Origin of the sequence: Leisingera sp. MMG026, from assembly GCF_021654205.1 — a bacterium.
Classification (GTDB): domain Bacteria; phylum Pseudomonadota; class Alphaproteobacteria; order Rhodobacterales; family Rhodobacteraceae; genus Leisingera.
Genome location: NZ_JAKFZM010000001.1, coordinates 240,196 through 258,345, shown reverse-complemented (window position 1 = coordinate 258,345; position 18,150 = coordinate 240,196). Strand labels below are relative to the sequence as shown.

Here is an 18,150-nt window from a genome sequence, read left to right as displayed (position 1 = left end):
CAAGGGGTCGCCTTGCAGCGGGAAATGCCGCTGACTGAATACGCGGCTGCCCGCAGAGGGGCAAGATGGTTGCGGATCAAACTGCTGCGTGATCAGGGATTAAAGGCGGCCAGCCGGTCAAACAGCGTCTGGATGCCTGTCCGGTCCGCATTAGCAAAGGCAATGCGGAACTGGCGCGCGCCATCCGGATCATCTGCGGGCATGAACATGGAGCCCGGCAGCATCAGAACCGAAGCCTCTGACACCAGCCGTTTGGCGATGTCTTCCGACGGAAGGTCGAACGGATGCGCGACATAGGCAAAATAGGCGCCGCATCCGAGCAGCTTCCAGCCCTTGGCGGCCAGAACAGGAAACCCGTCTTCGATTGCTGCGCGGCGGTTGAGGATTTCCTGCCGCTCTCCGGCCAGCCAGCCCTGCAGGTTTTCAATTCCCCAAAGGGCGCCGGCCTGGCCCAGCTGCGAGGGGCAGATGGTGACGGTGTCCAGAAACTTCTCCATTTCGAACATCTTGTCCGGCGAAGCAGCAACAGCACCGACCCGGTGGCCGGTCAGCCGGTAAGCCTTGGAGAAGGAATAGAGGTGGATCAGGGTCCGGTCCCAGCCGTCCAGCTGGAAAAGCCCATGCGGCGCGCCTTCGCGGCTGTCAAAATCGCGGTAGGTTTCGTCCACGATCAGGGCAATGCCCCTGGCTTGGGCCAGATCAAAGAAAGCCTGCACCAGCCCGGAAGGGTATTCGACGCCGCAAGGGTTATTAGGGGTGACCAGCACGATGGCGCGGGTGCGGGGGGTGATCAGCGCCTCAGCGGCAGCAAGGTCCGGCAGCATACCGGCCCCAACGTGCAGAGGCATGGCAGTGACGCCTGCCATGTCCAGCCACATCTTGTGGTTAAAGTACCAGGGCACGGGGATGATCACCTCATCCCCCTCGCCGCACAGCGCGGCAATCGCAGCGGCAAAGGCCTGGTTGCAGCCGGAGGTGATACCAACTTGCTCTGCCCGCACGTCTGCTTGGTAGTGGCCGGAGATCTGCCGCGCCAGCGCCCGGCGCAACGGGTCATTGCCCAGGACGGGACCGTATAAATGCGCCTCAACATCATTGAGCGCTGCATCTGCGAGTGCCTGGCGCAGTCCTTGGGGCGGCGCTTCTGCCGGCGCGGCCTGGCTGACATTCAGCAGCGGGTGTTCTGGCGGGAATTCAACCCCGGCCACCCAGCGGCGCGATTCGACGATGGGCGAGACAAATGTGGCTTGGGTGCGGGGAAGGGGCATGTGAGGCTCCGGGCGGCAGCAGATAATGTCAGGTGCGCCGGACCGGGCGCCGGCACATGTCTGGCACGGCGCAATGGACAGCTCAAGCGGTAACGGCGGGTGCCGGCATGGCCAAAGAAAAAGGCGCGCTGTAACGCGCGCCTTTGGGGTCTTTCTGTCCGGACAGGATCAATCCTTGCCGCGGTAGGGCTCCACATATTGCAGCGCCATGTCCCAGGGGAAGAAAATCCAGGTGTCCTGGCTGACTTCGGTGATGAAGGTGTCCACCATCGGCCGGCCCTTGGGCTTGGCATAGACGGTGGCAAAATGCGCCTTGGGGTACAGCTGGCGCACCAGATCCAGGGTTTTGCCGCTGTCGACCAGATCGTCGATGATCAGGATTCCTTCGCCATCCCCCATCAGATCTGCATCGGGTGCTTTCAGCACCTCAGCTTCACCCTGGGACTGGTGATGGTAGGACCGCACCGAGATGGTATCGACGGTGCGGATGTCCAGCTCGCGGCTGACAATCATAGCCGGCGCCATGCCGCCGCGGGTGATTGCCACGACTGCGCGCCATGCGCCATCATCAGGGCCTTGCCCGTCCAGCCGCCAAGCCAAGGCGCGGCTGTCGCGGTGGATCTGGTCCCAGCTGATGTGAAAGCCTTTTTCGTGCGGCAGACGATCGGTCATGTTACTTGCTCCCCGCAAAGTCGCGTCAGCTTGCAGAAACCCAGGATGCCCCTGGGTTTCTTTCTGTATTCAGTTACTTGGAGATATCCGGTGCATCCACCGCCTTCATGCCCACCACGTGATAGCCGGCATCGACATGCAGGTTCTCGCCGGTCACGCCGGAGCTGAGGTCGGACAGAAGATAAAGTGCGGATTTGCCGACGTCGTCAGTGGTCACGTTGCGGCGCAGCGGCGAATTGTATTCGTTCCACTTCATAATGTAGCGGAAATCGCCGATGCCAGAGGCGGCCAGGGTCTTGATCGGGCCGGCCGAGATCGCGTTGACGCGGATGCCGTCCTTGCCCAGATCCTCGGCCAGGTATTTGACCGAAGCTTCCAGTGCGGCCTTGGCCACACCCATCACATTATAGTGCGGCATCACCTGCTCGGCACCGTAATAGGTCAGGGTCAGCAGCGAGCCGCCCTCGCTCATCATCTTCTCAGCGCGGTTTGCCACCGCGGTGAACGAGAAGACCGAGATGTCCATGGTCATCTGGAAATTGCTGCGGCTGGTGTCGACATAGCGGCCGCGCAGCTCGTTCTTGTCGGAAAAGCCGATGGCGTGGACAACAAAGTCCAGCTTGCCCCATTTGGCTTCCAGACCGGCGAATAAGGCGTCAATGGACGCTTCGTCCGAGACGTCGCACGGCAGCACGATATCGCTGCCCAGCTGCGCCGCCAGCGGGGCGACCCGCTTTTTCAGTGCGTCGCCCTGATATGAAAAGGCAAGCTCGGCGCCGGCATCGGCGCAGGCCTTGGCAATCCCCCAAGCGATGGATTTGTCATTGGCCAGGCCCATGATGAGGCCGCGCTTGCCGGCCATCAGGTGATTAGACATGCAGGTTCTCCGCCTGTGATCTGTGAATTAGAGGGTGTTTAGTATGCCGCGCGGGCCGCTTCAAGGGTGCACGCCCTTGTCGCGGGGCAGGAAGCTGCATAGGTTGCAGCGAAATCCGCAAAGAGGTGCCCGATGACCGACCGTACAGGTATATTTGCAGGTGACGATCCGTTTGCCATCGCCCGGTCCTGGCTGGGAGAGGCGGAACAGGCCGAACCCAACGATCCCAACGCCATTGCCCTGGCCACGGTGGATGAGACCGGATTGCCGAACAGCCGCATGGTTCTGCTCAAGGAAATCGAAGACGGCGCCTTTGTATTCTACACCAATTACGAGAGCGCCAAGGCGCAGGAGCTGGATCAGGCCGGCAAGGCCGCCTTTGTGGTGCATTGGAAATCGCTGCGCCGCCAGATCCGGGTGCGCGGCACCATCACCCGCGAAGACGGGCCGCAGGCGGATGAATACTACAAGTCCCGCTCGCTCAAGAGCCGGCTGGGGGCCTGGGCCTCAAAGCAGTCACAGCCGCTGGACAGCCGCGGCACGCTGATGGCCGAGGTGGCAAAGGTCACAGCCATGAAGGGTCCGAACCCGGACCGTCCGCCGTTCTGGGGCGGTTTCCGCCTGGTTCCGGTTGAGATAGAATTTTGGGCAGATGGCGCATTCCGGCTGCATGACCGGTTTCGCTGGCGCCGCAAGAACGCAGCTGCAGAATGGGAAATCCTGCGGCTCAATCCTTGAGCGGAAGCGGCAATGGCTTACCTTGGGTCAAGAGTAATTTCATGACAATTTCTAGACTTTTTAGCTTGAAATCCAAGGTCAGAATCGCGCATCAGGGCACCATCAAAATAAAAAAAACGCGGTAGGGAAAAGTACGTGGCAGAAGATCTGAGCAGCTTGCAGCAAATCCAGGGGCTGGTGAAGTGGTTCGATCCGGCCAAAGGATACGGATTTGTCGTATCTGACGAGGGCGGCGCGGATATTCTGCTCCACGTGAATGTACTGCGTAATTTCGGCCAAAGCTCTGTCGCGGACGGCGCCAGGATCGAGATTGTAACCCATCAGACCGACCGCGGTGTCCAGGCCGTTGAAGTGATCTCCATTCAGCCGCCCGAACGTGATGACACCCCGGTGCTGAGCGATTTTGCCGAACTGGACATGACCAGCCTGCAGAACGAACCGCTGGAGCCTGCCCGGGTCAAATGGTTCGACAAGGGCAAAGGGTTCGGTTTTGCCAATGTCTTTGGCCGCGGCGAGGATGTTTTCCTGCATGTCGAAGTGCTGCGGCAGTCCGGGCTGGCGGATCTGCAGCCGGGGGAAGCTTTGGCAATGCGGGTGATCGACGGCAAACGCGGCCGCATGGCGGTTGAAGTGCTGGCCTGGGAGGCTGCAATGCTCCCCGGCGACGAGGACTGAGGTCTTGATGCGGCGCCTGCTTCAGTGGAGCTTGGGCGCCTGCATGACATTTGCCGCCGGCACCGCGCTGGCGTCCGACTGCCAGCTTGCACAGGCCGATCTTCGCGGCGACTGGGGGCAGGCGGGATTTACCGTTGAAATTGCCGGTACAGAGGCGGAGCGTGCCCAAGGGCTGATGTTCCGCGAAGACCTGCCGCGCGGGGCAGGGATGCTGTTTGTCTATGACAGCCCGCAGCCTGCGGCGTTCTGGATGAAGAATACTCTGATCCCGCTCGATATCATTTTTCTGAATGAACACGGGTTGGTGACCTCGGTTCACGAGAACGCCGTGCCTGGCGATCTGACCCCGATTCCCGGGGGTGACGCTGTCTTTGCGGTGCTGGAAATCAACGGCGGGCTTGCCCGCAAATACGGTATCGCGGCAGGCTCGCAGATGCGCCACGAAGTTTTTTCCCGCAACGGTGCAGTTTGGCCCTGTTAGGGGTTTTCAAATCAGTTTGGCAGAGATAGGAAGGCGCACGGTCCGGGGCGTGGCGCAGTCTGGTAGCGCACCTGTTTTGGGTACAGGGGGTCGTGAGTTCGAATCTCGCCGCCCCGACCATACTTCTTCAATAAATTGCAGCGAATCTTTGCCGGGTAAAAACCGCGGCAAAGATTCGTTTCCCGTATTTGGTGAACTGAACCTACGCAGTTCAATCGGGGGTGTTAGGACTTTCTTAATGCACTGTTAAGACACCCTTAACCAATTGCCGCTGAGCCGCATCAGAAGGTTAATCGGAGACCGGCTGTCCTAAGGTCCGTGGCAGGAAGCCACAAGAAAATCGCTTCTAACCTGTGCGCCCCGTTGTCAGCCAGTGCAGCTGCATGGTTTTACACACCCATCACCTTTGCCCGGTACGGCCGCTGTCCTTCTGCAAGGCAGCAAGTCACTCACCCGTCAAAGGAAATCCGAACAGGCAGCAGCGCAGTCCGAAGACATTGAACGGGACAGGGCCTGTGGATGAATCAACGCCCCGCCGCAGACCCTGCAATCCGCGGAAACCGTCAACAGCAAAGATAGTTGCCAAAGTGTAAATTTGCCGTTGACCCTTAGTGTCCGAATACGCCAAATTGTGGACACCGGTTGCGATGGCACTAGATCTGGTGGGTGACAGAGCCGAAGCAACAACGCTGAAAACAGCAGACAGTCCTGTGAGAATGGCCGGCGAGGGCCGCAAGCGCGCTATATGCGGCGCGCGCCGGGTGTTTGTGTATTCCGTGACCGGATCTGACTGGCGCTTGGGGGCGCCGCGGCAAATAGACGACGAATGCTTGAAAAGGGGCTGAGCATGAAGATCGAACGGAAGTTCACCAAACCCGGACAGGATGCTTATGCTGATCTGGCCTTTATCTCGGCCACATCGGAGATCCGCAATCCGGACGGGACCATTGTTTTCCGGCTCGACAACATCGAAATTCCCGCATCCTGGAGCCAGGTCGCCAGTGATGTCATTGCGCAGAAGTATTTCCGCAAGGCCGGCGTGCCGTCGCGGCTGAAAAAAGTCCGCGAAAAAGGCGTTCCTGATTTCCTGTGGCGCTCGGTCCCTGCAGACGGCGCAGTGCTGGGCGGGGAAACCTCCTCCAAGCAGGTGTTCGACCGTCTGGCCGGCGCCTGGGCCTATTGGGGTTGGAAGGGCGGCTATTTCTCCTCCGAGGACGACGCCCGCGCCTATTACGACGAGATGCGTTTCATGCTGGCAACCCAGCGCTCCGCCCCCAATTCCCCCCAGTGGTTCAACACCGGCCTGCATTGGGCCTATGGCATCGACGGCCCGGCCCAGGGCCATCACTATGTCGACTACAAGACCGGCAAGCTGACCAAGTCCGACAGCGCCTATGAGCACCCCCAGCCGCACGCCTGTTTCATCCAGTCGGTTTCGGATGATCTGGTCAAGGACGGCGGTATCATGGACCTGTGGGTGCGCGAGGCGCGCCTGTTCAAATACGGTTCCGGCACCGGCACCAATTTCAGCCATCTGCGCGCCGAAGGCGAGCCGCTGTCCGGCGGCGGCAAGTCTTCGGGCCTGATGGGCTTCCTGAAAATCGGCGACCGCGCGGCCGGCGCTATCAAATCAGGCGGCACAACCCGTCGGGCAGCAAAAATGGTGATCGTCGATGCCGATCACCCGGACATCGAGCAGTTCATCGAATGGAAGGTGCTGGAAGAACAGAAAGTCGCTTCCATCGTCGCCGGTTCAAAGATGCACGAGAAGATGCTGAACGGTATTTTCGAGGCCATCCGCAGCTGGGACGGCGGTGAAGCGGATGCTTATGACCCGGCGGTCAACACCGGGCTGAAATCGGCCATCCGCGAGGCCAAGAAAGTGGCAATCCCGGAAACCTACATCAAGCGGGTGCTGGATTACGCCAAGCAGGGCCATACCTCGATCGAGTTCCCGACCTATGACACCGACTGGGATTCTGAGGCCTACAGCTCCGTCTCCGGGCAGAACTCCAACAACTCGATCCGGGTCACCAACGCCTTCCTGCACGCGGTTGAAAAAGACGCTGACTGGCAGCTGATCAACCGCACCGACGGCAAGGTCGCCAAAACCGTTAAGGCCCGCGAGTTGTGGGAGAAGGTCGGCCATGCGGCCTGGGCCTGCGCTGATCCGGGCATCCAGTTCCACGACACCGTGAACGAGTGGCACACCTGCCCGGAAGACGGTGAAATCCGCGGCTCAAACCCGTGTTCGGAATACATGTTCCTGGACGACACCGCCTGCAATCTGGCGTCGCTGAACCTGCTGAGCTTCCTGAAAGACGGGCTGTTCCAGGCCGATGACTTCATGCACTCCTGCCGCCTGTGGACGCTGACGCTGGAAATCTCGGTGATGATGGCGCAGTTCCCGTCCAAGGAAATCGCGCAGCGCTCTTACGATTTCCGCACCCTCGGCCTGGGCTATGCCAATATCGGCGGCCTTTTGATGAACATGGGCTACAGCTATGACTCGGATGAGGGCAGGGCGCTTTGCGGTGCCTTGACCGCGCTGATGACCGGCGTGTCCTATGCCACCTCGGCCGAGATCGCCGCGGAACTGGGGCCGTTCCCGGGTTATGCAAAAAACTCAGACCACATGCTGCGTGTGATCCGCAATCACCGCAACGCTGCAATGGGCAACGCGGACGGCTACGAGGCGCTGTCGGTCACGCCGGTGCCACTGGACATTTCCAACTGCCCGGACGCGCTGCTGGCTGATCTGGCCGCCAGCGCCTGGGACGAGGCGCTGGCACTGGGTGAAAAGCACGGTTACCGCAACGCCCAGACCACGGTGATTGCGCCCACGGGCACGATTGGCCTGGTGATGGACTGCGACACGACGGGCATCGAGCCCGACTTTGCCCTGGTGAAGTTCAAAAAGCTGGCCGGCGGCGGCTACTTCAAAATCATCAACCGTTCGGTTCCTTCTGCACTGGAGGGCCTGGGCTACAGCTCTGCCCAGATTGAAGAAATCGCATCCTACGCAGTTGGCCATGGCTCTATCGGCAACGCGCCGGGCATCAACCACACCTCGCTGGCCGGCCACGGCTTTGGCCCCAATGAGCTGGCCAAGGTGGATGCCGCACTGGAATCGGCCTTTGACATCCGGTTCGTGTTCAATCAGTGGACCCTGGGCGAGGATTTCTGCACCGGCGTTCTGGGCATTCCGGCACCCAAGCTGAATGATCCGACCTTCGACCTGCTGCGCCACCTTGGCTTTACCAAGGCGGACATTGACGCGGCCAACGACCATGTTTGCGGCACCATGACCCTGGAAGGCGCGCCGCATCTGCAAAAAGAACACTATGCGATCTTTGATTGCGCCAACCCTTGCGGTAAAAAAGGCAAGCGTTTCCTGAACGTTGACAGCCACATCACCATGATGGCAGCGGCCCAAAGCTTTATCTCGGGTGCGATCTCCAAAACCATTAACATGCCCAATGATGCCACCATCGAGGACTGTCAGAAGGCCTATGAGCTGAGCTGGAGCCTGGGGGTTAAAGCCAATGCGCTTTACCGTGACGGCTCCAAGCTGAGCCAGCCGCTGGCGGCTGCACTGGTTGAGGATGATGACGAGGCCGCTGAGGTTCTGGAGAGCGGCGCGCAGCACGAGAAGGCCGCGGTACTTGCCGAAAAGATCGTCGAGAAAGTCGTCATAAAGGAGGTGCTGAAATCGCACCGCACCAAGATGCCGCAGCGGCGCAAGGGATATACCCAAAAGGCGGTTGTCGGCGGCCACAAAGTCTATCTGCGGACCGGCGAATACGAGGACGGCAATCTTGGTGAAATCTTCATCGACATGCACAAGGAAGGCGCAGGCTTCCGGGCGATGATGAACAATTTCGCCATCGCGGTATCGGTCGGCCTGCAATACGGCGTGCCGCTGGAAGAATTTGTGGATGCCTTCACCTTCACCAAGTTTGAGCCCGCCGGCATGGTCCAGGGCAATGACTCGATCAAGAACGCCACCTCGATCCTTGATTACGTGTTCCGCGAACTGGCCGTCAGCTATCTGGACCGTACCGATCTGGCACATGTGAAGCCCGAGGGCGCAAGCTTTGACGACCTGGGCCGTGGCGAAGAAGAAGGCGTGTCGAACCTGAGCGAGCTGAGTGAAAACGCAGCCTCGCGATCGCTGGAGGTGCTGAAGCAGATCTCCTCGACCGGTTACCTGCGCAAACGGCTGCCGCAGGAACTGGTGGTGCTGCAAGGCGGTCAGACCGAAGTGTCGGCACTGGGAACTGGAACTGATCCGGTTGCCGCGTTGCAATCGCTGGTGCCAGAGACCGGTGATGCACCTGTGCAGCCTGGCGGCGGGATGGATGCGCGCGTCAAGGCAAAAATGCAAGGCTATGAAGGCGAAGCCTGCGGCGAATGCGGCAACTACACGCTGGTCCGCAACGGCACCTGCATGAAGTGCAACACCTGCGGCGGAACCTCCGGCTGCAGCTGAAGAACACCGCTTGCGTCTCTGATTTTCCCTCGGTGGCGCAGACGGATATTGGAAGCAGTGATACTGCTTCCAGCGCTATCAGGAATGGGTGCGCCCGTTCTGAACACCGAGAAGGCCCAGGTAAGAAAACTTTCGGGCAGTCAATGAAGGAGCCTGACCGGTGATAACTGGCTTCCTCTGGTTTCAGAGGAAGCCATTTTCTTGACGTGGGCGGGCTGCTTGCTGCTTTGCGGCTACAATACATAGTTCTCATAATGAGAATTATGTTAAGTTATCGGGCTTTGAAGACCTATTGTGGCGGAACTTAAAAGACTAATTTTTTCAACTACTTGCCGGACGCAGTAATCCTTCTTGGGCGACGCTGGCGATCAGTTGGCCGTCTTCCGTGAAAATAGATCCACGATTGAAGCCGCGGCCGCTGCCGGTAAACGGTGCATCCATTGTGTAAAGATGCCAGTTCTCGAATTGAACCGGTGCATGAAACCACATTGCATGGTCCAGGCTTGCGGTCATGGCGCCGGGTCTGTGAAACGTAAGCCCATGCGGCCGCATCGATGACCCAAGCAAGCCAAAGTCCGAGGCATAGGCCATCAGGATATGCTGCAGCTCAGGACCGGCGCCTTTGGCTGCCTCCATTCTGATCCACATATGATTGATATCAGATGTGTTTTCCGGTTCCAACGGATCACGCGGCGCAACTTCGCGGATCTCGAATGGCCGCGGTCTCGTGAATTCATCGCGTTTGGCCGGATCTACCCGGAATGCATTCCGCAGGAGGATTTTGTCACGCGGCTCCAGCGCGGCCGGCGATGGAACATCCGGCATTTGGTGCTGATGCTCCCAGCCGGATTCCGGTGCATGAAAGGATGACGCCAGGTTCAGGATCTGCTTGCCGTTCTGCATCGCCACCACTCGCCGGGTGGTGAAACTGCGGCCGTCCCGCGCCGGGTCAACCTCGTATATGACTGGTCTGGACGGATCACCCGGACGAATGAAATACGCGTGAAGAGAATGACATAAGCGTCCGGAAACAGTTGCATATGCTGCCGTCAGCGCCTGTGCGATCACTTGGCCGCCATAGATGCGGGTCGGTGTTTCGCCGCCGGAACCGGATCCGCGGTAAAGATTTGTATCAAGCTCTTCCAGATCCAGCAGATCAAGGAGGGCTTTGGCGGTATCCGGCATTTGCAGCGCTTTCATTGGTCTTTTCTGATGCAGAACGCTTATCTTACCTGGAACTGCGGCAGTTGGAAGTCACTCGGCAATGGCGCCATGGATCAGCGCCTTGAGTTCCGGCCGTGCCGGGTATGAACTGGAAGGCGCCAGCTGGGTCAAAAACACCACCGACATATCAAGCTGCCGGTCCAGCCAAAAGAACGTTGACGCAATGCCGCCCCAACTGAAGTCGCCAACCGATCCGGGGCACCGCGCCCGTGCCGGGCTCAGAACAACAGCGCCGCCCAGGCCAAAACCCATGCCCTCCATCGGCTGTTCGGCAAAGCTTTGCGGTCCCATTGAGGCAATGTCGCCTGTAAGGTGGTTTTGCATCATGAAATCAGCAGTTTGCGGGCTGATGATAAGGCCGTTTCGACTGCGGCCGCGGCGCCGGAGCATTTCGGTGAATTTCATGTAATCATCAATTGTGCCGATCAATCCACCGCCGCCGGAATGCATTTCAGCCTGCCAGAACGGAGAGTGCGGGTAACTGTCTGTCAGGCGCAGGCTGTTGGGTCCGGTCTCTGCGGAATTCAGCGCCATGGCGTCTCCGGCCAGCGGCGTATAGAGAGAGGCTAACCGGCTCCCTGCCCCGCTCGGCGGCTGGAAACCGGTCTCAGTCATTTCCAACGGTTCAAAGATTTCTTCTTGCAAGAATTGGCCCAGAGATTTGCCTGAAACAACCTCGGCAACGCGGCCCAGCACATCTGTCGCAACGGAGTATTCCCAACGGGTTCCGGGGTGGAAGGCCAACGGCAGCCCAGATAGCCGGGTCACCATCGGGGCAAGTGATCCGTGGTCGGGCTTGAACAGCAGATCCTCCTTGGCCATGGCTTCCGGCAGAACACCTGGGTTGAACGGGTAACTCAGCCCGCTGGTGTGGGTCAGCAGCTGGTGCAGTGTGGGAACAGCGCAAGGTTCTGTCTGGCCGATCTGGGTGGCCCCGGGCACTAGCGCCTGCATGTCATTGAATTCCGGTAGGAAATCACTGACGGGGGCATCCAGATGGAACAGCCCTTGTTCCAGAAGAGACATCACAGCCACAGACGTCACCGGCTTGGTCATCGAATAGAGGCGCACCAGCGTGTCACGGGTGAATGGCAGGTTCTCCTCGATGTTTCGAAGGCCCGACGCGTGGAAGAACTGTTCCTCGCCGCGGCGGCGGATCAAAAGGGCGCTTCCCGGGTATTTCCCTTCATCCACATAGCGTTGCTGCCAGCCCCTGATGCGTTCCAGCCGGTCTGATCTCATCGCTGTACCCTCTTGCTGCTCTGCCTCTTCATCCGGACTGTATACTGCCATTCTGCAGGACACGAGCCGGCAGACGTTGCATTCCAGGTATCGGGGCGCAGGTGCCGGAATACAGACAGAGTGAAATACAAAGGCCCGATGACTGTGCCGGCTGGAAATAGAAACGCTCAAATTGGAAATGGGCTGGAAAAGAGTGCCGGGCAAACGCTTGTGTCAGCGGGTTCAGTAAATTCCAAAATTCGAATTTTTCTAACTTATGCGCGTTTGCGTGTTCGCATTTGCAATAAATTTGTCTTAGAGGTTCAAAGGGAAGGACGAAAAGGAAACAGATCCGATGACGAGCATTCTGGTATTGAACGGCCCCAACCTCAACCTGCTTGGCACCCGCCAGCCGGAGGTCTATGGCTCGGTCACCCTGGCGATGGCCGAGCAGGCTTGCGCCGATCATGCTCAGACACTCGGGGTTGCGGTCAGCTGCTTCCAGTCGAACCATGAAGGGGCGTTGATTGATGCTATTCATGCGGCCAAGGGCCAGCATGATGGGATTATCCTGAACGCCGGCGCTTATACGCACACGTCTATTGCCCTGATGGATGCGTTGATTTCCGTGGAGATTCCGGCCGTTGAAGTGCATCTCTCCAATATTCATGCACGCGAGCCGTTCCGGCACAGCTCCTACATCGCCAAGGCGGCGCTGGGGCAGATTTGCGGTTTTGGCGCGCAGGGGTATCTGTTGGCGATGGATGCTTTGAAGGCACATTTGGAAATGGCTGCAACAGCATGAAGGTAAAGAATTACCTGAGTTTCATTTGCGGCGCTCAAAGCCTGGAAGAGCTGTGGCACGAGCATGTCCGGCAAATGTCCAGGTTCGGGTTCGACCGGCTGATTTACGGATACACCCGTTACAAAACGGAAACGTCGCTGGGGGATCCGGAGGATTTTGTTATCCTGTCCAATCACGACAGCGAATATTTGAACGGTTTCCTGCATAAGGGGCTGTATTTCCATGCGCCGATGCTTCGCTGGGCCTTGGATAATGAAGGCGCCGGCAGCTGGCGTATTGTGCAGGACATGATTGCCGGCGGGACACTTGGGCCCGAAGCCCAAAGAGTGCATGAATTCAATCAGAAGCTCGACATGAATGCCGGTTACACCGTCAGTTTCCACTCTGCTTCTCCCCGCTACAAGGGCGCGATATCGCTGGCTGCAAAGCGGGGCATGTCTCAGGATGCGGTGGACGCGCTGTGGCAGAAGTCGGGCGATGACATCGTGCTTATGAACAATGTCGCCCATTTGAAAATCCTCACCCTGCCCTACACGGCACCAAACCGCAGCCTTACCAAACGGCAGCGGGAGGTTCTGCAATGGGTTGGCGATGGCAAAACCACGCAGGACATTGCACTTCTGATGGAACTTACACCCGCGACGATTGAAAAACACCTGCGCCTTGCCAGGGAATCGCTTTCTGTCGAGACAACCGCCCAGGCTGTTTTGAAGGCGGCATTGCACAATCAGATGTATATCATGGATGCCTAGGCAGCCGCTTGACCGCGGATGACCGCCGCCGCCGCAGCGGCAATTTCAGATTTCGCCCCGCTGTCTTTGATCGCTTACAAGCGGCGGAAATTTAACCGGTTTTTCAATCCGGCCCGGCCTGAACTAAGCCGTAAGAGGTATGGAATTCTATACTACCGTTATAGGTTGATATTCTGCATGTTGCCTCTGTTCCGTGAGTGGTGGCTTTAGCCAAGGAACTAATGGGTAACGACCCTTGTGATTTCAAGGCTCTCCTACCTGGTCAGGAACAGACGCGTATTGTTCTGCGTCTGTTCCGGATACAGAGGGGCCTCGCCCATCCCCATCAGTGGGGTCCCTCACATCCTTCTGGTGGTCTCGTTAAAATATGCAAAGACCCGTTCAGCCGCTGGGCCGCGCATTCCCTATGCGGGGAGCGATGCGCACAAAAAAACCGGCAGGGACATCCCTGCCGGTTTTTGAATTCAAGCGTGAAAACTGAACAGCCCGAATTAGCTCAAATCAGCCCTGTGCGGCTTTGGCGACTTCGGCTGCAAAGTCTTCTTTTTCGACTTCGATGCCTTCACCGACTTCAACGCGGGCAAAACCGGTGATGGTTGCGCCTGCTTCTTTGGCTGCGGCTTCAACGGTCAGGTCCGGGTTCACAACGAACTGCTGGTTCAGCAGGGTCGATTCCGCGACGAATTTCTTCATCCGGCCAACGATCATCTTTTCAATCACCTGCTCCGGCTTGCCGGATTCGCGGGCGATGTCCATCTGGACCTGCTTTTCCTTTTCAACCACAGAGGCGTCCATGTCTGCTTCGGACAGCGCGGCGGGGTTGGCAGCTGCAATGTGCATTGCGATCTGCTTGCCGATCGCGGCGTCGCCGCCGTTCATGGCAACCAGAACACCGATTTTGCCCATGCCTGCGGTAGCGGCGTTGTGCACATAGGACACAACGGTTTCGCCTTCCAGCGCGGCCATGCGGCGGACCGACATGTTTTCGCCAATGGTGGCGATCTTGTCGGTGATGGTGTCAGCAACGGTTTTGCCGCCCATGTCGGCAGCCTTCAGCGCTTCGACGTCCGAAACACCCAGCGCAGCCTTGGCGATACCGCCGACCATTGCCTGGAATTCAGCGTTCTTGCCGACAAAGTCGGTTTCCGAGTTCACTTCGACGGCAACACCCTTGTTGCCTTCGACGATCACGGCAACCAGGCCTTCTGCGGCGGTACGGCCGGATTTCTTGGCAGCCTTGGCCAGGCCTTTGGTGCGCAGCCAGTCAACCGCGGCTTCCATGTCGCCGTTGTTTTCGACCAGGGCTTTCTTCGCGTCCATCATGCCTGCGCCGGTGGATTCGCGCAGTTCTTTCACCATAGCAGCAGTGATTGCCATCTTAGGCTCTCCTCAATTCAAAAACAGATTTGGGGCAGGTGATACCCTGCCCCGCATGTCAGTTCCGTGACGGGACGGATCAGGCGTCAGCAGCAGCGGCTTCTTCAGCCACGGCTTCTTCGACCGGCGCTTCTTCGAGCGCGCCCAGGTCAACGCCTGCGGCACCCAGCTGAGCGGACATGCCGTCGAGTGCTGCGCGTGCAACCAGGTCGCAGTACAGCGAGATGGCGCGCGATGCGTCGTCGTTGCCCGGAATGATGAAGTCCACGCCATCGGGGGAGCAGTTGGTGTCGACAATAGCCACAACCGGAATACCCAGTTTCTTGGCTTCGGCGATGGCCAACGCTTCTTTTTTCACGTCGATGACGAACAGCAGGTCCGGCACGCCGCCCATATCACGGATGCCGCCCAGAGACGCTTCGAGCTTCTCCTGGTCGCGTTCCATGCCCAGACGCTCTTTCTTGGTCAGGCCTTCGGCGCCGCCCGCCATTTTCTCGTCGATTTCTTTCAGGCGGTTGATCGACTGGGAAACGGTTTTCCAGTTGGTCAGAGTGCCGCCGAGCCAGCGGTGGTTCATGAAGTACTGAGCCGACTTTTCAGCCGCTTCGGCGATCGGGCCGGCTGCCTGGCGCTTGGTGCCGACGAACAGGACGCGGCCGCCTTTGGCAACGGTGTCACGGACAACCTGCAGCGCCTGGTCCAGCATCGGAACAGTCTGGGTCAGGTCCATGATGTGGATGCCGTTGCGCGAACCGTAGATGAACGGTGCCATGCGCGGGTTCCAGCGCTGAGTCTGGTGGCCGAAGTGAACGCCAGCTTCAAGCAGCTGACGCATGGTGAACTCAGGAAGAGCCATGCTAATATATCCTTTCCGGTTTCTATCCTCGGCGGGGGTTCAGAGCGGATGCTCCAACCGGGGGTCCGTCAGGGATGTCTCCCCTGATCAGGCCAAACCCCGCCTGCGGGTTCGTAGGCGCGCTCATAGAGCAGAAATTGTCAGCTGACAATAGCGGATCCGGAAGAAACCGGTTCCCGCCTGATTTTTCAACCATTCAAAGCGCGCAGGTGGCCATCCTTCACCAATTTCCCGGCAGTGGCGGCCAGGGCTTTGCGGTCCGGGAAGGCGGCAACCTTTAACGGCTGGTGGTAGATCAGCTCCACCTGGCCTTGCCGCGGGGTTGCCAGGATCTTAAGAAGATGCGGCCCGAAATCCATATCTCCCCACCAGCCATAGAACCGCACCGGGGCGCCATCGGGCGCGCGGTAGCGGACCGAAACAGGCTGGATATGCAGATCTTTGCGCAGTTTTTCAGAAAAAAACGCAGCAAAGAGCGTTGTTTTAAAGGGCAAAACCCGCAAACCATCGGTAGAGGTGCCTTCGGGGAAAAACAGCAGCTTATGGCCGGCCAGCAGGCGCTGTTCAAACATGTCGGCCTGTTCCCTGGCTTTTTTGGGATTGCGTTCGATAAAGACGGTGCCGGTGGCCCGCGCCAGCCAGCCGATCCCCGGCCATTTGGCAACCTCCGCCTTGGAAACAAAGTAGATCCGCTTGCGCGCATTGAGGGCAAAAATGTCCAGCCAGGAGGCGTGATTGGCCACCACGGCCCCTTTTTGACGCATCAGCGTTCCGCGGGTTATGAAGCGGATCCCCAGAATGCGAAAGGCATTGCGGCAGACAAACTGGGTGATGAACGGCGTGACCGGCCGCTGCAAGCCGAATACTGGCCGCTCGATCAGCCGCAGGGCCAGCAATACCAGCAGCCCGCCAAATACCAGCACCGCCAGCGGCAGCCCGCGCAGCAGCACCAGCAACCAGCCCAAGGCGCTGATCCGGACCGGATCCGGCGCCTCTTCGCTTTGCCAGCTGACGCTCATTTCCGGCCCTTGCCTCCGGAATAAATCCTGCGCTGGCGGTCGTTCATTTGCGCGGTGTCCAGGATCAGGCACACATCGGTGGTGTTGAACGACTGATCGACATAGGCGCCGTCGCCGACGTATCCGCCCAGCCGCAGATATGCTTTGATCAGCGCGGGGGTTTCCACCATCGCACGTTTGCGGTTGAGATCATCTGCGGCCACCAAGTTCATGGATTGAAACGACTTTGACCGCACACGCAGCCCGGGCGGCGCCAGATGATTGTGGTGCAGCATGGCCAGCGGATTGGCCAGCGCAGCAGGGTCGGTGCCGTGAAAACTTGCTACCCCGAAAAGAACCTCGATACCGTGGGTCTCCACATAGTCTGCCAGCCCTGACCAAAGGTGGAACATTGCCATGCCGCCGCGGTAATCCGCATGCAGGCAAGAGCGTCCCAGCTCCAGCAGCTTGCGGCCGGAGGACCTCAGCACGGTCAGGTCATATTCATCCTCGGAATAAAACTGCCCGGCTTCTGCAGCCTGATCATCGCGCAGCAAGCGGTAGACTCCGGCCACCGTGCCCGTGGTGTCATCTATTACCAGCATGTGGTCAAAAAACGGATCGAACCTGTCCCGCTCCAGCCCCGCATCATGGTCCACCAACGCGCCGCCGCCGCCAAGCTCGCGCACAAATACGTCGTACCGCAGCGCCTGTGCGGCGCGCAGCTCCGCGTCTGTTTCTGCAATCTTGACGGAAAATTCCGGAGGACAGTCTTGCATTCGGTCACCTTTGCGTCGATCAGGCTTGAGCGCATCCCTGTATTAAGGCAAAGAACGCGCAGCTTTTCAGGCGAATTAGATGGAGTTCGTTAACCCTTCATAAACCGTTATGGATCAAAGACGGGAATAAGGGAGACGCGCGCTCCGTCAATCACAAGCTTGCCTTGGTCGGGGAAATTAACGGTGATCTTGCCGCCCGCGTTCGATTGCACCTGCCCGACACCCCATTCAGGGTGATCCGGGTGCCGGACGAACATGCCGGGGGCTAAAATTGCGTTGAGGTCATTCATTGGCGGGTGGCCCAGTTCGGAGGAAGTATAAGTTATGGGTGTAGATAACGCCAATCTGGCTGCTTTGGTAGGGTCCCGGATCTGCCATGATCTGATCAGCCCTGTCGGTGCCATAAACAACGGTCTGGAACTGCTTGGAATGGCTGGCAGCATGTCCGGCCCCGAGCTGGAGCTGATCTCTGACAGCGTCGCAAATGCCAATGCCCGCATCCGTTTCTTCCGCATCGCCTTTGGCGCTGCCGGCGACCAGCAAATGGGCCGGGCCGAGTTGATTTCGGTGCTGGAGGACATCAGCAAGGGCGGCCGGATCAAGTACCAATGGTCGCCTCTGGAGGGGTGCACCCGCAGCGAGGCGCGCCTGTCCCTGCTGGCGGCACTGTGCCTGGAATCCGCCCTTCCCTATGGCGGCACAGTTAAGATTTTCTGCGCCGGCGGCAAATGGACGGTAATGGGCGAAGGCCGCAAGCTGAACGTGGATGATGAGCTGTGGGCGCGGGTCAGCGGCGGCAATTCAAATGCAGAGATCACGCCGGCGCTGGTGCAATTTGCGCTGCTCCCTGAGGCCGCAAAGGAAGCAGACCGCACCGTCCGGCTGGAGCAGAGCCTGGAAAAGATCACGCTGCAGTTCTGATCCGCAGCAATTTC

At 59.0% G+C, this 18,150-nt stretch carries 17 protein-coding genes and 1 tRNA gene; 8 read left to right on the top strand and 10 right to left on the bottom strand.

The genetic code is table 11. The annotated features are described in order from the left end of the window. Positions 1 to 92: 92 nt before the first annotated feature. The 3 genes from L1069_RS01235 to fabI form a co-directional block, all read right to left on the bottom strand. On the bottom strand, positions 93 to 1,268 hold the full coding sequence (locus tag L1069_RS01235; RefSeq protein ID WP_237454515.1) for an aminotransferase: 1,176 nt from the start codon (positions 1,266 to 1,268) through the stop codon (positions 93 to 95). Positions 1,269 to 1,436: 168 nt separating this feature from the next. After that, a complete protein-coding gene (gpt, locus tag L1069_RS01230) occupies positions 1,437 to 1,940 on the bottom strand; it encodes a xanthine phosphoribosyltransferase (protein ID WP_129370934.1) in 504 nt (167 codons plus the stop codon). A gap of 73 nt (positions 1,941 to 2,013) precedes the next feature. Continuing rightward, positions 2,014 to 2,817 (bottom strand): enoyl-ACP reductase FabI, encoded by an 804-nt coding sequence (gene fabI, locus L1069_RS01225; RefSeq protein WP_129370933.1) that lies wholly within the window; start codon positions 2,815 to 2,817, stop codon positions 2,014 to 2,016. 132 nt (positions 2,818 to 2,949) lie between these two features. Between fabI and pdxH the strand changes: the two genes are divergently transcribed. The 5 genes from pdxH (at position 2,950) to L1069_RS01200 (ending at position 9,203) form a co-directional block, all read left to right on the top strand. Next, positions 2,950 to 3,555 (top strand): pyridoxamine 5'-phosphate oxidase, encoded by a 606-nt coding sequence (gene pdxH / locus L1069_RS01220; protein WP_237454514.1) that lies wholly within the window; start codon positions 2,950 to 2,952, stop codon positions 3,553 to 3,555. Positions 3,556 to 3,690: 135 nt separating this feature from the next. Continuing rightward, positions 3,691 to 4,230 carry a cold shock domain-containing protein gene (locus tag L1069_RS01215; protein WP_129370931.1) on the top strand — a complete coding sequence of 180 codons (540 nt, stop codon included), beginning with the start codon at positions 3,691 to 3,693 and terminating at the stop codon, positions 4,228 to 4,230. 43 nt (positions 4,231 to 4,273) lie between these two features. After that, positions 4,274 to 4,711, top strand: coding sequence for a DUF192 domain-containing protein (locus tag L1069_RS01210; protein ID WP_237454538.1), 438 nt, complete (start codon positions 4,274 to 4,276; stop codon positions 4,709 to 4,711). Between the two features lie 43 nt (positions 4,712 to 4,754). Then, positions 4,755 to 4,831 (top strand) — tRNA-Pro (locus L1069_RS01205). A gap of 727 nt (positions 4,832 to 5,558) precedes the next feature. Further along, positions 5,559 to 9,203 (top strand): vitamin B12-dependent ribonucleotide reductase, encoded by a 3,645-nt coding sequence (locus L1069_RS01200; protein ID WP_237454513.1) that lies wholly within the window; start codon positions 5,559 to 5,561, stop codon positions 9,201 to 9,203. 321 nt (positions 9,204 to 9,524) lie between these two features. Here L1069_RS01200 and L1069_RS01195 read toward each other — a convergent pair whose 3' ends face one another. Both L1069_RS01195 and L1069_RS01190 read right to left on the bottom strand, forming a co-directional pair. Then, complete coding sequence (locus L1069_RS01195; RefSeq protein ID WP_237454537.1) at positions 9,525 to 10,388, bottom strand: acyl-CoA thioesterase II; 864 nt, start codon at positions 10,386 to 10,388, stop codon at positions 9,525 to 9,527. A 69-nt stretch (positions 10,389 to 10,457) separates the two neighbouring features. After that, positions 10,458 to 11,669, bottom strand: a complete 1,212-nt coding sequence (locus L1069_RS01190; protein ID WP_237454536.1) for a serine hydrolase domain-containing protein — start codon at positions 11,667 to 11,669, stop codon at positions 10,458 to 10,460. Positions 11,670 to 12,003: 334 nt separating this feature from the next. Between L1069_RS01190 and aroQ the strand changes: the two genes are divergently transcribed. Beyond that, positions 12,004 to 12,453 (top strand): type II 3-dehydroquinate dehydratase, encoded by a 450-nt coding sequence (aroQ, locus tag L1069_RS01185; protein ID WP_129370927.1) that lies wholly within the window; start codon positions 12,004 to 12,006, stop codon positions 12,451 to 12,453. Further along, positions 12,450 to 13,205: a LuxR family transcriptional regulator gene (locus tag L1069_RS01180; RefSeq protein ID WP_129370926.1), complete on the top strand. Its 756-nt coding sequence runs from the start codon at positions 12,450 to 12,452 to the stop codon at positions 13,203 to 13,205. The genes aroQ and L1069_RS01180 overlap by 4 nt, the downstream gene beginning before the upstream one ends. Positions 13,206 to 13,706: 501 nt before the next feature. Here the strand turns inward: L1069_RS01180 and tsf are convergent. The 5 genes from tsf to L1069_RS01155 form a co-directional block, all read right to left on the bottom strand. Continuing rightward, on the bottom strand, positions 13,707 to 14,582 hold the full coding sequence (tsf, locus tag L1069_RS01175) for a translation elongation factor Ts (RefSeq protein ID WP_129370925.1): 876 nt from the start codon (positions 14,580 to 14,582) through the stop codon (positions 13,707 to 13,709). Between the two features lie 79 nt (positions 14,583 to 14,661). Further along, positions 14,662 to 15,438 (bottom strand): 30S ribosomal protein S2, encoded by a 777-nt coding sequence (rpsB, locus tag L1069_RS01170; protein ID WP_129370924.1) that lies wholly within the window; start codon positions 15,436 to 15,438, stop codon positions 14,662 to 14,664. Between the two features lie 188 nt (positions 15,439 to 15,626). Further along, complete coding sequence (locus tag L1069_RS01165) at positions 15,627 to 16,457, bottom strand: lysophospholipid acyltransferase family protein (RefSeq protein ID WP_129370923.1); 831 nt, start codon at positions 16,455 to 16,457, stop codon at positions 15,627 to 15,629. Beyond that, positions 16,454 to 17,215, bottom strand: a complete 762-nt coding sequence (locus L1069_RS01160; protein ID WP_237454512.1) for a GNAT family N-acyltransferase — start codon at positions 17,213 to 17,215, stop codon at positions 16,454 to 16,456. Before L1069_RS01160 ends, L1069_RS01165 begins: the two co-directional genes overlap by 4 nt. A 107-nt stretch (positions 17,216 to 17,322) precedes the next feature. After that, positions 17,323 to 17,505 carry a DUF3553 domain-containing protein gene (locus tag L1069_RS01155; protein WP_039145992.1) on the bottom strand — a complete coding sequence of 61 codons (183 nt, stop codon included), beginning with the start codon at positions 17,503 to 17,505 and terminating at the stop codon, positions 17,323 to 17,325. A 34-nt stretch (positions 17,506 to 17,539) separates the two neighbouring features. Between L1069_RS01155 and L1069_RS01150 the strand changes: the two genes are divergently transcribed. After that, complete coding sequence (locus L1069_RS01150) at positions 17,540 to 18,136, top strand: histidine phosphotransferase family protein (RefSeq protein ID WP_129370921.1); 597 nt, start codon at positions 17,540 to 17,542, stop codon at positions 18,134 to 18,136. The last annotated feature ends 14 nt before the right edge of the window (positions 18,137 to 18,150 follow it).

Bases quoted from the DNA above. Each gene is read 5' to 3' on its own strand.
- L1069_RS01200 (WP_237454513.1), top strand. From the start codon at position 5,559: ATGAAGATCGAACGGAAGTTCACCAAACCCGGACAGGATGCTTATGCT.
- L1069_RS01150 (WP_129370921.1), top strand. From the start codon at position 17,540: ATGGGTGTAGATAACGCCAATCTGGCTGCTTTGGTAGGGTCCCGGATC.
- rpsB (WP_129370924.1), bottom strand. From the start codon at position 15,438: ATGGCTCTTCCTGAGTTCACCATGCGTCAGCTGCTTGAAGCTGGCGTT.
- fabI (WP_129370933.1), bottom strand. From the start codon at position 2,817: ATGTCTAATCACCTGATGGCCGGCAAGCGCGGCCTCATCATGGGCCTG.
- L1069_RS01160 (WP_237454512.1), bottom strand. From the start codon at position 17,215: ATGCAAGACTGTCCTCCGGAATTTTCCGTCAAGATTGCAGAAACAGAC.
- tsf (WP_129370925.1), bottom strand. From the start codon at position 14,582: ATGGCAATCACTGCTGCTATGGTGAAAGAACTGCGCGAATCCACCGGC.
- L1069_RS01155 (WP_039145992.1), bottom strand. From the start codon at position 17,505: ATGAATGACCTCAACGCAATTTTAGCCCCCGGCATGTTCGTCCGGCAC.
- L1069_RS01235 (WP_237454515.1), bottom strand. From the start codon at position 1,268: ATGCCCCTTCCCCGCACCCAAGCCACATTTGTCTCGCCCATCGTCGAA.
- gpt (WP_129370934.1), bottom strand. From the start codon at position 1,940: ATGACCGATCGTCTGCCGCACGAAAAAGGCTTTCACATCAGCTGGGAC.
- L1069_RS01195 (WP_237454537.1), bottom strand. From the start codon at position 10,388: ATGCCGGATACCGCCAAAGCCCTCCTTGATCTGCTGGATCTGGAAGAG.
- L1069_RS01180 (WP_129370926.1), top strand. From the start codon at position 12,450: ATGAAGGTAAAGAATTACCTGAGTTTCATTTGCGGCGCTCAAAGCCTG.
- L1069_RS01190 (WP_237454536.1), bottom strand. From the start codon at position 11,669: ATGAGATCAGACCGGCTGGAACGCATCAGGGGCTGGCAGCAACGCTAT.
- aroQ (WP_129370927.1), top strand. From the start codon at position 12,004: ATGACGAGCATTCTGGTATTGAACGGCCCCAACCTCAACCTGCTTGGC.
- L1069_RS01210 (WP_237454538.1), top strand. From the start codon at position 4,274: ATGACATTTGCCGCCGGCACCGCGCTGGCGTCCGACTGCCAGCTTGCA.
- pdxH (WP_237454514.1), top strand. From the start codon at position 2,950: ATGACCGACCGTACAGGTATATTTGCAGGTGACGATCCGTTTGCCATC.
- L1069_RS01165 (WP_129370923.1), bottom strand. From the start codon at position 16,457: ATGAGCGTCAGCTGGCAAAGCGAAGAGGCGCCGGATCCGGTCCGGATC.